Origin of the sequence: Bradyrhizobium sp. SZCCHNRI2009 (assembly GCF_032485115.1) — a bacterium.
Taxonomy (GTDB): domain Bacteria; phylum Pseudomonadota; class Alphaproteobacteria; order Rhizobiales; family Xanthobacteraceae; genus Bradyrhizobium.
The window spans coordinates 124230-142417 of the sequence record NZ_JAUEUH010000005.1; the positions used below are offsets into that span (position 1 = coordinate 124230).

Genomic DNA, 18188 nt, shown 5'->3' on the forward strand with positions numbered 1-18188 from the left:
CTGGAGGGGGAGGGTCGATCGCACGCGAAGCGAGCGGGGTGGGGTGATGTCTCCACGCGCCGGCTCCAGAGGAGAGATCACCCCACCCCGCCTCACGCGCCGCTTCGCGCCCCGTGAGGCGACCCTCCCCTCCAGGGGAGGGTGACCGCGGCACGCAGCCCGGCCAAGCTCGGCGCAGCGTTACTCAGAACGTGCGGATGATCTTGAAGTCCAGCCCGTCGGCCGCGGCGAGATGCATCGCCATGCCGGCGCGACCCTGCCGGATCGTCACCTCGCCGCGTGCGCCGGAATAGACGATGTTGCGGCCGGCGGCAGCGAGCGGTTGCAGGGACAGCGAGCCGGCGCGCTCGGCGACCGCCTTGAGAAAGCGCAGGCCCTCGTAGTTCGACTGGCCGACCGATCCGACCGGCGGCGCATCGGCGCCGAACATCGCGGTGTAGCGGCTCATGAACGCGTCATTGGCCTTGGAGCCGATGCAACTGAAATAGCCGGAGGCCGAATACAGGTTCTCGGTGTTGTCGGCGCCGATGCCGAGCAGCACCGTTTCGTCCACCGCGCCGGCGAGACGCAGGGTGGTCGCGGCGAGGCCCGACTCGCCGAAGGCGCGATTGAAGGTAATGCTGTCGGTGCCGATCAGCGAGATCAGCACGACGTCGGGCCTGGCGGCGCGGATCCGCGCCAGATGCGCCTCGTGGTCATCCTCGCCCACCGGCACGAACTCCTCGCCGACCACCTGGCCGCCGGCCTCGGTGATGAAGGTCTTGGTCTGGAGGTGCGACTGCCACGGCCAGACATAGTCGCTGCCGATCAGATACCAGCGCCGGGCGCGCTTGTTCTCCGCCAGCCAGTGGATGGCGGGGCGCGTCTGGCTGTGCGGCGTCTCGCCGATCGCCATCACGCCGGGCGTGCGCTCGCCGCCTTCATAGACCGGCGTATACACATACGGGATGCGCCCGCGGGTGAGCCGGCGCAGCGCCAGCCTCACCGCGCTGATATGCGAGCCCATGACCACGTCGATGTCGTCGAATTCGAGCGCGTCCCTCGCGCGCTCGGCCACCTCGTCCGCCGGCCCGCCGGAATCGTAGAACGACAACTCGATCTCGCGCCCGAGAATGCCACCGTGGCGGTTGATGTCGGACACCGCGAGCAGCGCGCTGTTGGTCGCGGCCGGCCCCCAGATGCCGGGTGACCCGGAGAAGGTGAGGAAGTTGCCGATGCGCAGCCTGTTCTGGGAGCCGCGCCGCTGGATACGGTCAGGATCGAAGGGGGCGAGTGCAGGAAGGCCGGCCCGCCGGGGCGGGCTCCTGAACAGCAGGGATGGCGGCAGACGGAGACGCCCGGCCGTGACAGATCCTGTCGAGAGCACACCCACTCCTTGGCCGCAACCGTGCCTGGCCCATTGTGGGCCGGCGGTCATACGCCGTCAAAATCAGCACGCGTTCGGCAAATATCCTATTCGAAAATGTTGAATGTTCAAGAATTGGGATGCATATAGATCGGGCAGCTACTGCCGGACATTCATTCAAGTCGGGACCGCAAGCGAAGTTCACCGTGGCCAAACCGCCCCATCCCAACAGCCCCCTCACCGAACATCTCGCCTACCTGCTCGCGCAGGCCAACCGGGAGATCAACCGGCAGCTGGAGTCGCGCCTGAGCACCGAGGGCGTGCCCGTCGAGCAGTGGCGCATCCTCAAGGTGCTCTCCGACGGCGAGGGGCACTCGATGGGCGATCTCGCCGACGCGGTCCTGCTGAACCACCCGACCCTGACCAAGATGATCGACCGCATGGTCTCCGACTCGCTGGTCTACCGCCGCCAGGACGCCCACGACCGGCGCAAGGTGCTGATGTTCATCAGCGATCATGGCAAGGCGCTATGCAAGCGGCTGAACTCGCTGGCCGCCAGCCAGGAGGCGCACATCCTGGAGAACTACGGCGACAAGGCCACCGGCGAGCTGAAGCGGCTCTTGGAAAATCTGATCGACGCGGCGAGCTGAGGCACGCTGCGCGGCCGACATCAGGGCTAAGCTCTATCCTCCCGTCATTGCGAGCGCAGCGAAGCAATCCAGAGCCCCGCCCACCACCCTGGATTGCTTCGCTGCGCTCGCAATGACGCGGAAATCGGAGCGGTCTTCGCGTCGCATCAAGACGACTTGACCACGCCTCGTCTCCTCGCCTGCGGCAAACCGGGCGGTCCGCCCGGCAACGCCGGGATAGACGCAAGACGAATCCTCCCTCATCCTGTCCTGTGACGATCGCGACGAACGGGCCGCATAGAGCCCGCGCGCGGTCGCCGGCCGCAATCGACCGGACGAGGACACGACACAGGGAGGACAGGCCATGGGCATTCACCTGCTCGATCGCGCCATCGGCAGCGATTATCCGACATTCGCAAGCACCGCTGACATCCGCGCCTTCGAGCAGACGCCGTATGGCGAACGGATCGCCGCGCAGAGCACCTATGAGGCGTTGAAGTGCGGCGCCTCGGTCAATCCGGATGCGCCGGCGATCCAGTTTCTGCCCAACGCCGATCCGGCCGACACGCCGGTCGTGATCTCCTATCGCGACTTCATCGCCCGGGTGACGCAGGCGGCGAACATGTTTCATGCGCTCGGCGTCGGCCCCGACGACGTCGTCAGCTTCATGCTGCCTTTGGTGCCCGACGCCTTCGTCACGCTGTTCGGCGCCGAGGCCGCCGGCATCGCCAACCCGGTCAATCCGCTGCTCGAGCCGCACCAGATCGCCGAGATTCTCGATGCCGCCAGGACCAAGGTGCTGGTGGCGCTCGGCCCCCTGCCCGGCACCGACATCTGGCAGAAGGTCGAGAAGGTGCGCGGCGGCCTCAAGCACCTCAAGGCGATCGTGCAGGTGCATGGCGGCGGCGGGGACCCCGCCAACGGCATTCACGCGTTCAATGACCTGATCGGAGCGCAGCCGGGCGACCATCTCGTCAGCGGCCGGCAGATCAAGGCCAGCGACACCGCCGCCTATTTCCACACCGGCGGCACGACCGGCACGCCGAAGCTGGTGCGCCACAGCCATGGCAACCAAGTCTATCAGGCCTGGGGGATCAACCTGGTCCTGAAGGCCAAGCCCGGCGGCACCTTGCTGTTCGGCATGCCGCTGTTTCATGTCGGGGGATCGCTGACCCAGGCGCTGCAGACGCTGTCGGCGGGCGGGTCCCTCGTCGTGCTGTCGGGCGCCGGCTGGCGCAATCCGAATGCGGTGCGCAACATCTGGGGTCTGGTGCAGCGCTTCAAGCCGGAGACGCTGTCGAGCGTGCCGACCGTGCTCGCCGCGACTCTGGCTGTGCCACAAGGTGCGGCCGACATCTCCAGTCTGCGCTATGCCGCGGGCGGCGGCTCGGCGATTCCGGTCGCCGTGGGGCAGGCGATCATGGACAAGCTCAAGCTGCCGGTGATCGAGGTCTACGGCATGACCGAGACCGCGAGCGTGCACACCATGGCCTATCCGGACCAGCCGATCCGGCTCGGCTCGGTCGGCCTGCCGCTGCCTTACGCGAAGGTGCGGATCGTCAAGCTCGATGCCGACGGGCGCTATGAGCGCGACTGCGCAACGGATGAGATCGGCGTCGTCATCATGGCCGGGCCCGGCGTGTTCTCCGGCTATCTCGACGACGCCCACAACAAGGGCGCCTTCGTCCAGGGACATTGGGTCAATTCCGGCGATCTCGGCCGGCTCGATGCCGACGGCTTCCTGTGGATCACTGGCCGCGCCAAGGACCTCGTGATCCGCGGCGGCCACAACATCGATCCGGCGCCGATCGAGGAGATCCTGTTCCAGCATCCGGCCGTGGGCTTCGCCGCGGTGGTCGGTCAGCCCGACGCCTATGCGGGCGAGCTGCCGATCGGCTATGTGCAGCTCAAGCCCGGCGCGAGCGTGCAACCGGGCGAGCTGGAGGACTGGGTGCGCGCCCGCACTCCGGAGCGCGCCGCGGTGCCGGTGCAGATCATCCCGATCGATCCGATGCCGGTCACGGGTGTGGGCAAGGTGTTCAAGCCGCAACTGCGCTGGGACGCCGCGACGCGGGTGTTCGCCAAGGTGTTGTCGCAACTGACCGACCGCGGCATCGATTGCAGCGTGAAGGTCGGACCGCACGGCAGCCACGGCAGCATCGCGACGGTGACCTTGCGCAACGTGCCGGCGGAAAGCCGCGAGGCGATCGCAAACGAGGTGCACACATTGCTGGCGCCGTTCGTGATCCGGCACGAGGTGGTGATGGGGTGAGCTGCCCCGAGTCGCCAGCAAAGTTCCCGTATTTTTGCGGCATGTTGCTGGCGGACAACATACAGAACTACCATCAGGTGCTACCACCTCAGCGCGAATGTGCTGAGGTGTCTTGGAATGCTCAAGGTTCTGCTGACTTCAACGGCGATCGCTTTGTCCGGTGCAGCGGCGGCTGCTGCCGATCTGCCGATCACGGCCAAAGCTCCAATTCCGGTCAGGTTCAGCTGGACCGGTTGCTCCATCGGCGGTCACGTCGGAGGGGTCGTCAGCACCGACACCACGATCAACGATTTGGGAGCCGTCAGAGACTACAGCGGGGCCGGCGTTGTTGGCGGCGGCCAAATCGGTTGCGATTATCAGTTCGCACCGGCCTGGGTGATCGGCGCCGAGGCCCGCGCTGCCTGGAGCAGCCTGCGAACCAGCCATGGCGGCACGGTCCGAAATCGCATCACCGGTGTGATTCGCCCGTCGCAGTTCATCACGACGAACGATTTCCTGGGCTCTGCAACGGCCCGGCTCGGCTATGTCTACGCCGAACGCTGGCTGGTCTATGCCCGCGGCGGCGCGGCCTGGACGCGCGAGCGCAACGAGGATCCGTTCATCCTTCCGTCTGGAGTCGCCGTCGATCCGAGCACGACCTCAATGCGAACCGGATGGACGGCGGGCGCGGGTGTGGAGTGGGCCTTTGCCCCGCACTGGTCCGTGAATGCCGAGTACAACTATTACGATTTCGGCAAGAGCGGCATCGTAATGACCAACACGGTGCCGGTCGTCAACATCACCGGCTTCGAGGTCAAGGACCGCATTCACGCCGCGACCCTCGGCGTCAACTATCGGTTCTGAGACGCGCTCTACCTCTCCGGGCGTTGAAGGCAACGGACAGGCCTCCGCCGTTCATTGCTAGTTTGGTCCGGTTGCGGATGCGACGGGCAAGGCGATGCCCTTCTCCGCCGCGGCCTTGCGCAACAGATCCGGCCGATCGGAAATGATGCCATCGACGCCGGTGTCGATCAGCCGCGCCATGTCCTCCGGCTTGTTGACGGTCCAGACCACGACCTGAAGCCCGAGCGCATGTGCTTCGGTAATCATCTCCTGCGTGACGTCGGCGAAATAGGGTGACCACACCTTGCCGCCGGCCGCTTTGATCGTGCGCGGCAGCGAGCCGCCGTGATCGGCAGGATTGAAGCCGGCGGTCCAGCGGGTGGCCTCGGTCAACGACACCGTCGGCGCCTTGCCCCGCTGCAGTGACAAATAGACGGTTGGAATCCGAGGTGCGCGTTGCTGTACCAACTGCAGGGTGCGCCAGTCGAACGACTGGATCATGACGCGATCCGCGAACTGCTCCGCATCGATCAGGCCGAGCAGCAGGGTGACGAACCGGTTGGGGGCCGGCGCCTCGTTGGGAAATGCTGGATCGAGCTTGGTCTCGATGTTGAGACGCACATGGTCGTCTCCCGAGCGCCTGACGAGATCGAACACCTGCTTCAGGGTCGGAATGCGCGGCGACACGTCGCCCGCGAGCGGCTGCTGCTCCGGAAACTGCCTGGCATAGTCGCTGCCGGGGCGAATCCGGCCGACATCGTAGGACTGCAACTCGGCCCGCGGCAGGTCGATCAGCAGCGGTCCGGGCGGCGCGACGTAGTTGCCGGAAGCGTCGCGGGCGAGATCGGGATTGAGCCGCCGCTCGTGCGAGACGACCAGCACGCCGTCGGCCGTGGCGCCGACATCGAGCTCCAGCGTATCGACGCCCAACGCGAGCGCTGCGGCGAAGGCCTGCAGCGTGTTCTCCGGATGCAGTGCCCGCCCGCCGCGATGAGCCTCGACGTCGAAGGCTGTCGCGGGACTCGCCAGACCGGCCAGCAACAGGGCCGCACAGAGGGAGAGAGTTGGACGGTGCATGGCACCAGCCTACCATGACGGCGCGGATTGCCCATTCCCCTTGTTTCGGCTGGCCTTCTGAATTAGGCCTTTGCCACAGACCGGCGGATAACGCTGGCCACGGATGGATCGAGGGAGGCGATCCGCGCGCTGCACGCGTCGTGCCAGCATCCCTATCGACCCTCCTTTCGAGCTTTGTTTCCCGAGTTCAGGCGCGACGGACCCATGCCCATGACCGACCTTCCTGTCATCATCGCCGGCGGCGGCATCGGCGGCCTCGCGACCGCACTCACCCTGCAGCAGATCGGCGTGCCCTGCGTGGTCTACGAGAGCGTGCGCGAGATGCGGCCGCTCGGGGTCGGCATCAACCTGCAGCCCAATGCCGTGCGCGAGCTGTATGATCTGGGCATTGGCGCCGACGATCTCGATCAGGTCGGCGTGCCCGCGAAGGAATGGGCGCTGGTCGGGCTGAACGGCAACGACATCTATTCCGAGCCGCGCGGGCTGCTTGCCGGCTACAACTGGCCGCAATATGCGGTTCACCGCGGCAAGCTGCACATGCTGCTGTACAGCCGGCTGGTGCAGCGGACTGGCGCTGATTGCGTACGGCTCGGCAGCCGCGTCAGCGGCTATGAGAAGCATGCGGACGGCTCCGTGACCGCACGCGTCGAGCATGCCGATGGGTTGCGCTCCGAGCAGCGCGGGCGGCTCCTGATCGGCGCCGACGGCATCCACTCGGCGGTGCGCGCGCAGATGCACCCGGCGCAGCCGCCGATCCATTGGGGCGGCGCGGTGATGTGGCGCGGCGTCACTTGGGCGAAGCCGATGCGCACCGGATCATCCTTCGTCGGACTCGGCACCCATCGCCACCGCGTCGTGGTCTATCCGATCTCGCATCCCGACCCCAAGACGGGGCTGGCGCTGATCAACTGGATCGCGGAAGTGACGATGGACAACACCGAGGGCTGGAAGCAGACCGGCTGGTTCCGCCAAGTGCCGGTCAAGGAGTTTGCGCATCATTTCGCGGGCTGGACCTATGACTGGCTCGACGTGCCCGCATTGATCGCCGGCGCCGACGGCGCCTATGAGAACCCGATGATCGACCGCGATCCGGTGCCGACCTGGGTCGACGGTCCGGTGGCGCTGATGGGCGACGCCGCGCATGCGATGTATCCGACGGGGAGCAACGGCGCCAGCCAGGCCATCGTCGACGCCCGCGTGCTCGGCGCCTCGCTGCTGGCGCATGGCGTCACACCGGCGGCGCTCTCGGCGTATGACGAGAAGCTGTGCGGCCCGATTTCGCAGGTCATCCTGCGCAACCGCGGCGCCGGGCCGTTCGGATTGCTCAACCTGGTCGACGAGCGCTGCGGCGGGACGTTCACCAATATTGACGAGGTCATCCCGCCGGCCGAGCGCGACGCCTTCATGGCCGGCTACAAGAAGGCGGCAGGGTTCGCGATCGAGCAGCTCAACGCCGCGCCAAGGACGATTGCGGAAGGGGCGCGGGTCGATACGACCAAGGCCGCTTGACTACTAGATGGCACGGTAAGAGCCACCCTCCGTTATCGCGAGGAGCACAAGCAGCGAAGCAACCCGAAGCGGTTGTAGGCCTCTGAATTGCTTTCACCCATGCCCGCTAAGTTCTCACTTTGGAAAGCGGCTTGGAGGGGTCATGGGGCCTGGAGGTTCCGGCCTTGGCGTGTAGGTCGGGATTTCGCGAGGTGGGCGTAACTCCCCAGGAGACAACGGACCCGGCTTGTATTCTGGAGCAGGTTTGACGCCTTCAGGCGGCCGTAGCGGAGGGATATAAGGCCCGGCTTGGGATTCGGCTGCATAGCTCGCGCTACTGCACAGACAAGCCAAGATTATCAAGACTTCATGCGACCGTATCATCATCGGAAGCCTCCCATTTTGTTCGAAAGGCTACACGTCGCGTCGCAATCAAAATTGATCTACCTCAACTAAGGGTTGATTTTCGTTCGAGATTCCACTTGCGTCTCCCCGTTAACCAGAGCCATTCTCACAGCAGACTTGGCTGGCCACAGGTTTGGCGACAGCTTCACCTTAAGGCTGTCTCCGTCGGGCTTCTCGGATCTTCGCACCACCATCAAAGGCTTTCAGCTACGCGTAGCGGCCGTGGCAGTGCTTGTACTTCTTGCCGGAGCCGCAGGGGCAGTCCTCGTTGCGGCCGATCTTGCCCCAGGTCGAGGGATCGTTCGGGTTGCGTGCTTCGGCCGGGACCGGAGCGGCCCCCGAGGACGGCACCAGGGAGACGTTCGCGAAGGCCATCTCGTCCTCGCCGGTGCTGGGATCGGCGTGGTGCGCCTGCATCGGCGGCAGCGTCGGCTGCTGCTCCTCGGGTGGCACGATCTCGACCCGCATCAGCTGCGCGGTGACGGCCTCGCGCAGATGCGCGATCATCGCCTCGAACAGCGTGAAGGCTTCCGACTTGTACTCCTGCAGCGGATCGCGCTGGCCGTAGCCGCGCAGGCCGATGACCTGGCGCAAATGGTCGAGCATCACCAAGTGCTCGCGCCAGAGGTGGTCGAGCGTCTGCAGCAGGATGGTCTTCTCGACGTAGCGCATCACGTCGGGGCCCCATTGCGCGACCTTGGCGGCCATGCGCTCGTCGGCGTGGGTCTCGATGCGCTTGAGCAGCTCCTCGTCGGCGATGCCCTCTTCCTTCGCCCATTCGTCGACCGGCAGGTCGATGTCGAGCACGCGCTTCAGCTCTTCTTTCAGGCCGGCGACGTCCCACTGCTCGGCATAGGCGTGCTCGGGAACGTGCTTGGCGACGAGATCGTCGATGAAGGCGTGACGCATGTCGGTGATCGTCTCGACCACGCTCTCGTCCTGCATCAGCTCGACGCGCTGGTCGAAGATCACCTTGCGCTGGTCGTTCTGGACGTTGTCGAACTTCAGGAGGTTCTTGCGGATGTCGAAGTTGCGTGCCTCGACCTTCTGCTGCGCCTTCTCCAGCGCCTTGTTGATCCAGGGATGGATGATGGCCTCGCCTTCCTTCAGGCCGAGCCGGGTCAGCATGCTGTCGAGCCGGTCGGAGCCGAAGATGCGCATCAGGTCGTCTTCCAGCGACAGGAAGAATTTCGACCGGCCGGGGTCGCCCTGACGGCCGGAGCGGCCGCGCAGCTGGTTGTCGATGCGGCGGGATTCATGGCGCTCGGAGCCGATGATGTAGAGGCCGCCCGGCTTAGTCACGGTCTTCGCCGCCTTCGAGCCCTTGGCGGGCTCGATCTCGACCGTCTCCTCGGCCTTCAGCACGATCTCGCGGAAGCGAGCGATGTCGGCCTTGATCTGTTCGATCTTGGCGGCCTTCTCGGCCTCGTCGGTGATCCCGGCGGTCTCCTGCTGCAGGCGCATCTCGAGCGAGCCGCCGAGCTTGATGTCGGTGCCGCGGCCGGCCATGTTGGTCGCGATCGTGATCGCGCCAGGCACGCCGGCTTCGGCCACGATGTAGGCTTCCTGCTCGTGGAAGCGCGCGTTCAGCACCGCGAACAGCTTTGCCGGCTTGCCGGCGCGGGCCGCGGCATAGAGCTTGTCGAGCGCGCGCTCGCTGCCGAAATCGATCTGCTTGTAGCCGTGCTGCTTGAGATAGGCGGCCAGCACCTCGGACTTCTCGATCGAGGCGGTGCCGACCAGCACCGGCTGCAGGCGTGAATTCGCCCGCTCGATCTCGGCGAGGATGGCGGCGTATTTCTCCTGCTGGGTGCGATAGACCTCGTCGTCCTCGTCGAGACGCGCGACCGGCAGGTTGGTCGGGATCTCCAGCACCTCGAGCTTGTAGATGTCGAACAGCTCGTCGGCCTCGGTGGCCGCCGTGCCGGTCATGCCGGCGAGCTTCTCGTACATCCGGAAGTAGTTCTGGAAGGTGATCGAGGCCAGCGTCTGGTTCTCGGGCTGCACCGGCTGGTGCTCCTTGGCCTCGAGCGCCTGGTGCAGGCCTTCCGAATAGCGCCGGCCCGGCATCATGCGGCCGGTGAATTCGTCGATGATCACGACCTCGCCGTCGCGGACGATGTAGTCCTTGTCGCGGGTGAACAGCGTGTGCGCGCGCAGCGCCTGGTTGATGTGGTGCACGACGGAGACGTTCTCGACGTCGTAGAGCGACTCGCCCTTGAGTTGGCCGGCATCGCGCAGCAGGGTCTCGATCTTCTCCATGCCGGCTTCGGTGAGCGTCACCGTGCGCTGCTTCTCGTCGACCTCGTAGTCGGTCTTGTCGAGCTTCGGCACGAAGGTGTCGATGGTGTTGTAGAACTCCGAGCGATCGTCGAGCGGGCCGGAGATGATCAGCGGCGTGCGCGCTTCATCGATGAGAATGGAGTCCACCTCGTCGACGATGGCGAAGAAGTGCCCGCGCTGGACCATGTCCTCCAGCCGGTACTTCATGTTGTCGCGCAGATAGTCGAAGCCGTATTCGTTGTTGGTGCCGTAGGTGATGTCGCAGGCATAGGCCGCCTTGCGCTCGGCATCGTCGAGGCCGTGCACGATCACACCTGTGGTCAGGCCGAGGAAGCCGTAGATCTGGCTCATCCAGCCGGCGTCGCGGCGGGCGAGGTAGTCGTTCACCGTCACGACGTGGACGCCCTTGCCGGCGAGCGCGTTGAGGTAGACCGCGAGGGTCGCCACCAGCGTCTTGCCTTCGCCGGTCTTCATCTCGGCGATGTCGCCCTCGTGCAGCACCATGCCGCCGATCAGCTGGACGTCGAAATGGCGCTGGCCGAGGGTGCGCTTGGAGGCCTCGCGGACGGTGGCGAAGGCCGGGACCAGGATGTCGTCGAGCGTCTTGCCGTCGGCGAGCTGCTTCTTGAACTCATCGGTGCGCGCCTTGAGCTGCTCGTCGGTCAGCTTGGCGAGCTCCGGCTCCAGCGCATTGATGGCATTGACACGGGACTGGTAACCCTTGACGCGACGGTCGTTGGCGGAGCCGAATAGCTTACGGGCGAGCGCGCCGATCATTGCTGAAATCCTGCCTCTATGGGTCTGCGTTGCAGCCGTAACTCATGGTTTGGGTTTGCTGTTCCCGACGTGATGCACCGCAGCACCCGCGCCAGCCTCGACCTTCGGCGCCGGGCGGCGTCCGCCAGATGAGTGGGAGACAGGCAAACCAGGGTTCAACGGCCAAAAACGCAGCAAAATAAGCGCCATCGCCCTTGAAGCGACCGGGCAGAGATATGGCTGGGGGGGAACGTTGTCAACGGCGCCCGACAGCGGGGCCGTCGTCGCCAACCTGTCGCCGATTTCACGAAATTGACAGACTTTTCGCGTTGCCAAGGCACGGCGATTGGGCGAGTGTCCCGGCCGCCCTGAGGCCTCCCCCTCGAGCCCCCTCTTCTCAACAAGGATTTTCCATGACCACGTCGTTCCCGGTTACGAAAACCGGCCTGCGCCTCGGCCTTGCCACCGCTCTCGCCGGAAGTCTCGCGTTGTCCCTGCTTGCCGCGCCCGCACGCGCCGCCGACGATGCCAACCCGGTGCTGGCCAAGGTGAACGGCGCCGAGATCCGCAAGAGCGACGTGACGCTCGCCGAGGAGGAGCTCGGACAGAGCCTCGCGCAGATGGATCCGGCGACCAAGGACGAGAACGTGCTGTCGTTCCTGATCGACATGAAGCTGGTCGCCAAGGCGGCCGAGGACAAGAAGGTCGCCGATACCGAGGAGTTCAAGAAGCGCCTCGCCTTCACCCGCAACCGGCTGCTGATGGACAGCCTGCTGGCCAGCGAGGGCAAGGCCGCGACCACGCCGGACGCGATGAAGAAGGTCTATGAGGAGGCCGCCAAGCAGATCGGTGGCGAGCAGGAGGTCCACGCCCGCCATATTCTGGTGGAGACCGAGGACGACGCCAAGGCCGTCAAGGCCGAACTCGCCAAGGGCGCCGATTTCGCCGAACTCGCCAAGAAGAAGTCCAAGGATCCCGGTGCCTCGGACGGCGGCGACCTCGGCTTCTTTACCAAGGAGCAGATGGTGCCGGAATTCGCCAACGTCGCCTTCTCGCTGGAGCCGGGCAAGATCTCCGATCCGGTGAAGACCCAGTTCGGCTGGCACGTCATCAAGGTCGAGGAAAAGCGCAGCCGCAAGCCGCCGGAGTTCGACCAGGTCAAGGGCCAGATCGAGACCTACGTCACCCGCAAGGCCCAGGCCGACTACGTCGGCAAGCTGCGCGAGGCCGCCAAGATCGAGCGCCTGGACAAGCCGGCCGCCGACGCCGCCAAGCCGGCGGACGCGAAGCCGGCCGAGCCGGCGAAGAAGTAAGCGGCTCGGCTACTTGGCTTGAGACGGGACATGGTCGCGTCATAAGTGGTGTCGTCCCGGCGAAAGCCGGGACCCATACCGCGTGATGTTTGAAACAGGCACGCGGCCGATACCGGGGCTCCCAACTGGACCCTGTGGTTATGGATCCCGGCGTTCGCCGGGATGACAGCAGTGGGTGCAGTGACATCCACTCCCACAACGACGACCGAGATGATACAGAGCGCTTCCCGCTCATTCCCGGAAGCCTCTCCGATGTCCTCAGCCGTCTCCCCGCTCGCCCCCACCGATGTCCCCGACATGCCCGCCGTTGCGGGCGTCAAGCTCGCGACTGCGGCGGCCGGCATCCGCTACAAGAACCGCACCGACGTGCTGCTGGCGCTGCTCGATCCCGGCACCACCGTGGCCGGCGTGTTCACCCTGTCGAAATGCCCGTCGGCGCCGGTCGAATGGTGCCGGGCCAAGCTGAAGGGCGGCAAGGCACGCGCGCTGGTGGTCAACTCCGGCAACGCCAACGCCTTCACCGGCAAGACCGGCAAGCAGTCGACGGCCCTGACGGCGGCGATCGCCGCCAAGGCGGTCGGCTGCAAGCAGGACGAGATCTTCCTCGCCTCGACCGGCGTGATCGGCGAGCCGCTGGATGCGACCAAGTTCGACGGCGTGCTCGAAGGGTTGGCGGGCACCGCGGCCCCTGAGGACTGGATGGGCGCAGCGCGCGCCATCATGACCACCGACACCTTCCCCAAGGTCGCCACCGCCACCGTCAAGCTCGGAAAGGCCAAGGTGACGATCAACGGCATGGCCAAGGGCGCCGGCATGATCGCGCCCGACATGGCGACGATGTTGTCGTTCATCTTCACCGATGCGCCGATTTCGGCCCCCGCGCTGCAGGCCCTGCTCAAGGCCGGCGTCGAGGACACCTTCAACGCGGTGACGATCGACGGCGACACCTCGACATCCGACACGCTGCTCGCCTTCGCCACCGGGGCCGCCGCGGCGAAGGGCGCACCGAAGATCAGCCGCGCCAGCGATCCGCGCGCGAAAGCGTTCGTGAAGGCGTTCAATGCCGTGCTGGCCGACCTCGCCGAGCAGGTCGCGCGCGACGGCGAGGGCGCCCGCAAGCTGGTCGAGATCATCGTCGAGGGCGCCAAGAGCAAGCCGTCGGCGCGCAGAATCGCGATGTCGATCGCCAACTCGCCGCTGGTCAAGACCGCGATCGCCGGCGAGGACGCCAATTGGGGCCGCGTCGTGATGGCCGTCGGCAAGGCCGGCGAGCCGGCCGACCGCGACAAGCTCTCGATCTCCTTCAACGGCATCCGCGTCGCCTCCAAGGGCGCGCGCGATCCGTCCTATGACGAGACGGAAGTCTCCGAGGCGATGAAGGCGCAGAAGGTGCAGATCAAGGTGGCGCTCGGCCTCGGCAAGGGCCGCGACCGCGTGCTGACCTGCGACCTGACCAAGGAGTATGTCGCGATCAACGGCGACTACCGCTCGTAGCCGCCGGGATCAGAGCTGCTGGCTGACATGGACGGTGACCTCGACGCCCTTGGTCACCGGCCGATTGAGCATATCGGCCCCGTGCCGGACGTAGGCAAAGTGGTCTTCGCCGACGAAGCCCGGCTTCGAGACGTACACGACCTGCGCCCCCTGCACGGAGACCACGCCGTGGCTCGCAGCAGACAGCACGCGGACGCCGAAAATCGGTCCGCGCGAGTGCAGGACTGCGATGCTGCAGCGCCTGCCGGTTTTAGCGTACATGTGCCCTTGAGCCGTCTGGTTTTCCAGCGTCGAGAACGGCGGTACGATGCAATTGGCGGCCGAAGCCCCCGCCGAGAACGCGACAGCCAGCACACACGCCAGCGCAGCAGCCTTGATCACGCGAACCTCCCATCGGGTCGAGCACCCGATGGGATTTCACCTCAGGTCGTGACGGCGATCAACGCCATTTTTGATTGCAATCCGCGCCAACTCAACCCGCGATCCGTGCGTCGGCGACCGCCCTGTCGAACAATTTCTGCATCGCATCCGAGATGCCCTGGGTCGGCGACACCTCGAAATAGAACCCATCGGACGCGCACGCCTGCATGTTCTGCGCAATCTCGCTGTTCGGCGAGGGGCCGAACGGCCCCTTGTTGAACGGATCGATCCAGTTCATGTACCAGTTGTTCGTCGGCAGCTGCAGGTAGGTCGTGTAGAGCACGGCGATCTTGATGCCGCGGCTCTTCAGCGCCGTGCACAGCGCCGGATTGATCGGCGACTGGCAGCGGTTGCCGCCGGCCTTGGGCTTCAGGCACGCGGCATTGCTCTCGTCGGCGACGCCATCGGAGACGAAGAACAGGTATTTCAGCGGCGAACCCGACGTGCCGTCGCCCGGTGTCGCAATCTCGTTGTTGATCGCCGGCAACACGCTGGTGAACGGCGTATCCTTGTCTGCCGTATAGGAATCGTTGTTGCCATACACGCCCATCAGGTCGATGTTCCCGGCGGCACTCTTGGCGCTGGAGAGGCTCGACGAGAGCGAGAACAGCGACCGCAACCCGATCGTCTTCGACGCCGCACCGAAATCATAGATCGCCATGCGGAACTGGTTCGGATAGGTCTGGGTCTGCTGCGCCTTGTCCATCAGCTGCTGGGTGGCGCTGCGCAGCACGTCGATCCGGGTGGTGACGCCGATGCTCTTCGCGAGGTTATAGAAGTTGTTCGAATCGTTGTAGTCGTGGCAGGCAAAGGCGCAATAGCGGTTGCTGCCGTATCTTGCGTCCGATGTCGCATTGACCATCTTGGTCACGTCCGCCGGCGTCGCCGCCACGCCCATCGACGGCGAGTTGTCGAGCAGCAGGTAGAAGTCGATGTATTTCGGCATCGAGGCCTTGGCCGTCGACGAGCCCTGCAGGGTCATGGTCTTGAACCCGACGATGTTCATGAACATCATCGGCACGGTGGCCGTGAACGACACGGTGGCGCTCAGCACCGAGCCGGCCTTCTTCACCTCCGGCGTCAGGCTGGTCAGCGTATAGCCTGAGGTGCCCGACATGTTGCCGTTGAAGATCTTCGCCGCGTCGTCATTGCCGGCGGCGATCACGCCGTCCGAGGTCATCGTGCCTGCGGCGATGAAGGCCGGCGAGGTCCGGGACACCGCGCCGACCGAGGCGGCGTCGACCGCCGCCTGCAGTTTGGCGCGCATCTGGTTGGCGCGGCTGTAGTCGACGCCGCAGCCGACCGCGGTGATCAGCGGGACGCAGACGATCGCGAACGTCACCGCGACGTTGCCGCTGACGTCGCGCCGCAGGCGGCCGAGCAGGCTGGATAAAATTCGCATGAATGATGCCTAACAAACCATGAGGAGGCCATGGCGTTCACCCGTGAAAATACGCGGCCGGCCATTAAGGTTGGCTTATTTCGACCGTGGAAACCGGGCTCGAAACGGCCTAGGTTAAGATTCCCTCAACAGGCGCACTTGGTTCTCGTACCGGCGCATCCCTCTCAAACCGATCGGACCATGCCCGACCTGAAACTCACGCTCGTGGTCGCCTGCGCGCTCGTCGACGCCGACAATCGTGTGCTGCTGGCGCAGCGGCCGCCCGGCAAGACGCTCGCGGGACTCTGGGAGTTTCCCGGCGGCAAGCTCGAGCCCGGCGAGCGCCCCGAAGCCAGCCTGATCCGCGAGCTCGACGAGGAGCTCGGCATCATCGTGCGCGAGGCCTGTCTCGCGCCGCTGACGTTTGCCAGCCACGGCTATGAGACGTTCCATCTGTTGATGCCGCTCTACATCTGCCGGCGCTGGGAAGGCGTGGTCACCGCGCGCGAGGGACAGCAACTGGCCTGGGTGCGGCCGAACAAGCTGCGCGACTACCCGATGCCCCCGGCGGACATTCCGCTGCTGCCGCATCTGATCGATCTGTTGATGTGAGGCGCCGCGATAGCCTCACGCTCACTCGTCATGCGCGGGCTTGACCCGCCTGCGGGGCCGTAGCCCCTTCGGCGCGGCGAAGGCCCGCGCATCCATCTACATTTCGGACTCTTCGAGAGGGATGGATCGCCGGGTCAAGCCCGGCGATGACGAGCGGTTTTATTCCTCGCGCGGGCTCCGCTTCACTGCCGCCTCGAGGCTCGTCGTCGCCGAGCCCGGCTTCAGCGGCTTCTGCTGGCTCTCGTGCGGGGCCCAGCCGGAGATCCAGATGATGTCGAAGGTGGCGCGGATGCGGCCGTCGGGATCGGCGAAGCGCTCGGCATAGATCTCGGCCATGCGCAGCAGGGTGGCGCGGCGCGTCGGCGTGCGACGGCGCTCGACCAGGCTGTTGGTCGCGCCCATGCGGCGGAGATCCTGCATCAGGCCGAGCGCGCTGGCATAGCGGACCACGACGCGGTCGACGTCGGTGACGGGTAGCGCGAAGCCGGCACGCTGCAGCAGACCGCCGACGTCGCGCAGATCGGCGAACGGCGCGACACGCGGCGAGACGCCGCCCTCGCATTCGGCCTCGGCGGCGGCGAAGGATTGCCGGAGCTCGGTCAGCGTATCGCCGCCGATCATCGCCGCCAGCAGCAGACCATCGGGCCGCAAGGCCCGGCGAATCTGCACCAGCAGTCCGGGCAGATCGTTGACGAATTGAAACGCCAGCGCCGACAGCGCGAGATCGAGCGATTGCGCGGCCAACGGCAGCCGCTCGTCCGCGGTGGCGGGCGCGGCGATATGCGCGAGCAGCGAGAGGCGTCCCGAAAGATACGGCTTCAAGCCGGCGGCCGGCGTCCAGACGTCGGCAGCCGCGGTGAAGGACCGGTTCACCGCGGCAAGGCGATCCGCGATATCCTCGGCGACGCGCTCCAGCAGGAAGGTCTCGGGCGCGCGCGCAGCCCGCCGCAGCCTGAGCGCGAGCAAGCTGCGATCGAACAGAACGGGAGCGGTGCCGGGCGGGGTCATGGGGGCTGGTTACGCCGATCCTCGCGGCCGGGCAATGCACCGCTTGAGCCGCGTGGCTTGCGGCGCTAGCCTCAATACATGGGTGTGACGTTTGCTCCAATCAGCGTCGAACGACTTCGTGCAGCCGTGGGCGCCCTGCATGGCAGTCTCGCGCACGTTGCGAAGCTCGCACTCGACGTCGCGCTTCCCACCCTGTGCATCGCCTGCCGCGAGCCGGTCGACGGCGAGGGCGTCTGCGCGGCCTGCTGGGGCAAATTGTCGTTCATCGAGCGGCCGTATTGCCCGAAGCTCGGCATCCCCTTCGTCTACGATCCGGGCCCCGAGCTGCTCTCGATGGAAGCGATCGCGGCGCCGCCGGCGTACGCCCGGGCCCGCGCCGCCGTGCGCTATGACGAGGTCGCCCGCACCCTGGTGCATCAGCTCAAATATCAGGACCGCACTGATCTGGCGCCGATCATGGGCCGCTGGACGGCGCGCGCCGGCCGCGAGCTGCTGGCCGAGGCCGACCTCGTGGTGCCCGTGCCGTTGCACTGGCGGCGCGGCTTCAGCCGCCGCTACAACCAGTCCGGCGCGCTGGCGCGGGTGATCGCCCGGTCCAGCGGCGTCCGAATGCACGGCGATGCGCTGCGCCGCGTGCGGGCAACCGAGCAGCAGGTCGGACTGTCGCGCGCCCAGCGCACCAGCAATGTGCAGGGCGCATTCCAGGTATCTTCAGACCGCCTGCATGACGTGCAGGGGCGCCGCATCGTCATCGTCGACGACGTGCTGACCACCGGCGCGACGGTGGATGCCTGCGCCCGCGCTCTGCTGCGCGCCAAGGCGGCCGAGGTCAGCGTGCTGGTCTTCGCCCGGGTTGTCGATGCGCCCCGCGCTCCCATATAAT

At 66.1% G+C, this 18188-nt stretch carries 14 protein-coding genes; 8 read left to right on the forward strand and 6 right to left on the reverse strand.

Annotated features, from left to right (window positions below):
- Nucleotides 1–184 precede the first annotated feature (184 nt).
- The gene (locus QX041_RS18980) at nt 185–1366 is read right to left on the reverse strand and encodes a substrate-binding domain-containing protein (protein ID WP_316166249.1); all 1182 of its coding nucleotides are present in this window, start codon (nt 1364–1366) and stop codon (nt 185–187) included.
- A gap of 185 nt (nt 1367–1551) precedes the next feature.
- Here QX041_RS18980 and QX041_RS18985 point away from each other — a divergent pair, with 185 nt between their 5' ends.
- The 3 genes from QX041_RS18985 to QX041_RS18995 all read left to right on the forward strand — a co-directional run bounded on the left by QX041_RS18985 (nt 1552) and on the right by QX041_RS18995 (nt 5089).
- Nucleotides 1552–1995 carry a MarR family winged helix-turn-helix transcriptional regulator gene (locus tag QX041_RS18985; RefSeq protein ID WP_315715212.1) on the forward strand — a complete coding sequence of 148 codons (444 nt, stop codon included), beginning with the start codon at nt 1552–1554 and terminating at the stop codon, nt 1993–1995.
- A gap of 343 nt (nt 1996–2338) precedes the next feature.
- A complete protein-coding gene (locus tag QX041_RS18990) occupies nt 2339–4246 on the forward strand; it encodes an acyl-CoA synthetase (protein ID WP_316166250.1) in 1908 nt (635 codons plus the stop codon).
- Nucleotides 4247–4363: 117 nt separating this feature from the next.
- Nucleotides 4364–5089 (forward strand): outer membrane protein, encoded by a 726-nt coding sequence (locus QX041_RS18995; RefSeq protein ID WP_316166251.1) that lies wholly within the window; start codon nt 4364–4366, stop codon nt 5087–5089.
- 57 nt (nt 5090–5146) lie between these two features.
- On the opposite strand, the gene QX041_RS19000 is transcribed toward QX041_RS18995, so the two are convergent.
- The gene (locus QX041_RS19000; RefSeq protein ID WP_316166253.1) at nt 5147–6145 is read right to left on the reverse strand and encodes a glycerophosphodiester phosphodiesterase; all 999 of its coding nucleotides are present in this window, start codon (nt 6143–6145) and stop codon (nt 5147–5149) included.
- A gap of 210 nt (nt 6146–6355) precedes the next feature.
- On the opposite strand from QX041_RS19000, the gene QX041_RS19005 reads away from it, so the two are divergent.
- Nucleotides 6356–7654 (forward strand): flavin-dependent oxidoreductase, encoded by a 1299-nt coding sequence (locus QX041_RS19005; protein ID WP_316166254.1) that lies wholly within the window; start codon nt 6356–6358, stop codon nt 7652–7654.
- Nucleotides 7655–8245: 591 nt separating this feature from the next.
- Here QX041_RS19005 and secA read toward each other — a convergent pair.
- Entirely contained in the window at nt 8246–11098 is a 2853-nt protein-coding gene (gene secA, locus QX041_RS19010; RefSeq protein ID WP_316166256.1) for a preprotein translocase subunit SecA, read from the reverse strand.
- 392 nt (nt 11099–11490) lie between these two features.
- Here secA and QX041_RS19015 point away from each other — a divergent pair, with 392 nt between their 5' ends.
- On the forward strand, nt 11491–12390 hold the full coding sequence (locus QX041_RS19015) for a peptidylprolyl isomerase (protein WP_316166257.1): 900 nt from the start codon (nt 11491–11493) through the stop codon (nt 12388–12390).
- A 252-nt stretch (nt 12391–12642) separates the two neighbouring features.
- On the forward strand, nt 12643–13884 hold the full coding sequence (gene argJ / locus QX041_RS19020; RefSeq protein ID WP_315715203.1) for a bifunctional glutamate N-acetyltransferase/amino-acid acetyltransferase ArgJ: 1242 nt from the start codon (nt 12643–12645) through the stop codon (nt 13882–13884).
- Nucleotides 13885–13893: 9 nt separating this feature from the next.
- Here argJ and QX041_RS19025 read toward each other — a convergent pair whose 3' ends face one another.
- Both QX041_RS19025 and QX041_RS19030 read right to left on the reverse strand, forming a co-directional pair.
- Entirely contained in the window at nt 13894–14265 is a 372-nt protein-coding gene (locus tag QX041_RS19025) for a hypothetical protein (RefSeq protein ID WP_316166259.1), read from the reverse strand.
- Nucleotides 14266–14356: 91 nt separating this feature from the next.
- Nucleotides 14357–15706, reverse strand: coding sequence for a TadE/TadG family type IV pilus assembly protein (locus tag QX041_RS19030; RefSeq protein ID WP_315715201.1), 1350 nt, complete (start codon nt 15704–15706; stop codon nt 14357–14359).
- Nucleotides 15707–15886: 180 nt separating this feature from the next.
- Between QX041_RS19030 and QX041_RS19035 the strand changes: the two genes are divergently transcribed.
- The gene (locus tag QX041_RS19035; protein WP_316166260.1) at nt 15887–16297 is read left to right on the forward strand and encodes a (deoxy)nucleoside triphosphate pyrophosphohydrolase; all 411 of its coding nucleotides are present in this window, start codon (nt 15887–15889) and stop codon (nt 16295–16297) included.
- 159 nt (nt 16298–16456) lie between these two features.
- On the opposite strand, the gene QX041_RS19040 is transcribed toward QX041_RS19035, so the two are convergent.
- A complete protein-coding gene (locus tag QX041_RS19040; protein WP_316166262.1) occupies nt 16457–17305 on the reverse strand; it encodes a methyltransferase domain-containing protein in 849 nt (282 codons plus the stop codon).
- Nucleotides 17306–17383: 78 nt separating this feature from the next.
- Here QX041_RS19040 and QX041_RS19045 point away from each other — a divergent pair, with 78 nt between their 5' ends.
- Nucleotides 17384–18187 carry a ComF family protein gene (locus QX041_RS19045; RefSeq protein ID WP_316166264.1) on the forward strand — a complete coding sequence of 268 codons (804 nt, stop codon included), beginning with the start codon at nt 17384–17386 and terminating at the stop codon, nt 18185–18187.
- The last annotated feature ends 1 nt before the right edge of the window (nt 18188 follow it).

Coding starts and splice junctions, on each gene's coding strand:
- secA (WP_316166256.1), bottom strand. CDS start 11,098: ATGATCGGCGCGCTCGCCCGTAAGCTATTCGGCTCCGCCAACGACCGT.
- QX041_RS19035 (WP_316166260.1), top strand. CDS start 15,887: ATGCCCGACCTGAAACTCACGCTCGTGGTCGCCTGCGCGCTCGTCGAC.
- QX041_RS19040 (WP_316166262.1), bottom strand. CDS start 17,305: ATGACCCCGCCCGGCACCGCTCCCGTTCTGTTCGATCGCAGCTTGCTC.
- QX041_RS19045 (WP_316166264.1), top strand. CDS start 17,384: ATGGGTGTGACGTTTGCTCCAATCAGCGTCGAACGACTTCGTGCAGCC.
- QX041_RS19015 (WP_316166257.1), top strand. CDS start 11,491: ATGACCACGTCGTTCCCGGTTACGAAAACCGGCCTGCGCCTCGGCCTT.
- QX041_RS19030 (WP_315715201.1), bottom strand. CDS start 15,706: ATGCGAATTTTATCCAGCCTGCTCGGCCGCCTGCGGCGCGACGTCAGC.
- QX041_RS18990 (WP_316166250.1), top strand. CDS start 2,339: ATGGGCATTCACCTGCTCGATCGCGCCATCGGCAGCGATTATCCGACA.
- QX041_RS19000 (WP_316166253.1), bottom strand. CDS start 6,145: ATGCACCGTCCAACTCTCTCCCTCTGTGCGGCCCTGTTGCTGGCCGGT.
- argJ (WP_315715203.1), top strand. CDS start 12,643: ATGTCCTCAGCCGTCTCCCCGCTCGCCCCCACCGATGTCCCCGACATG.
- QX041_RS18995 (WP_316166251.1), top strand. CDS start 4,364: ATGCTCAAGGTTCTGCTGACTTCAACGGCGATCGCTTTGTCCGGTGCA.
- QX041_RS19005 (WP_316166254.1), top strand. CDS start 6,356: ATGACCGACCTTCCTGTCATCATCGCCGGCGGCGGCATCGGCGGCCTC.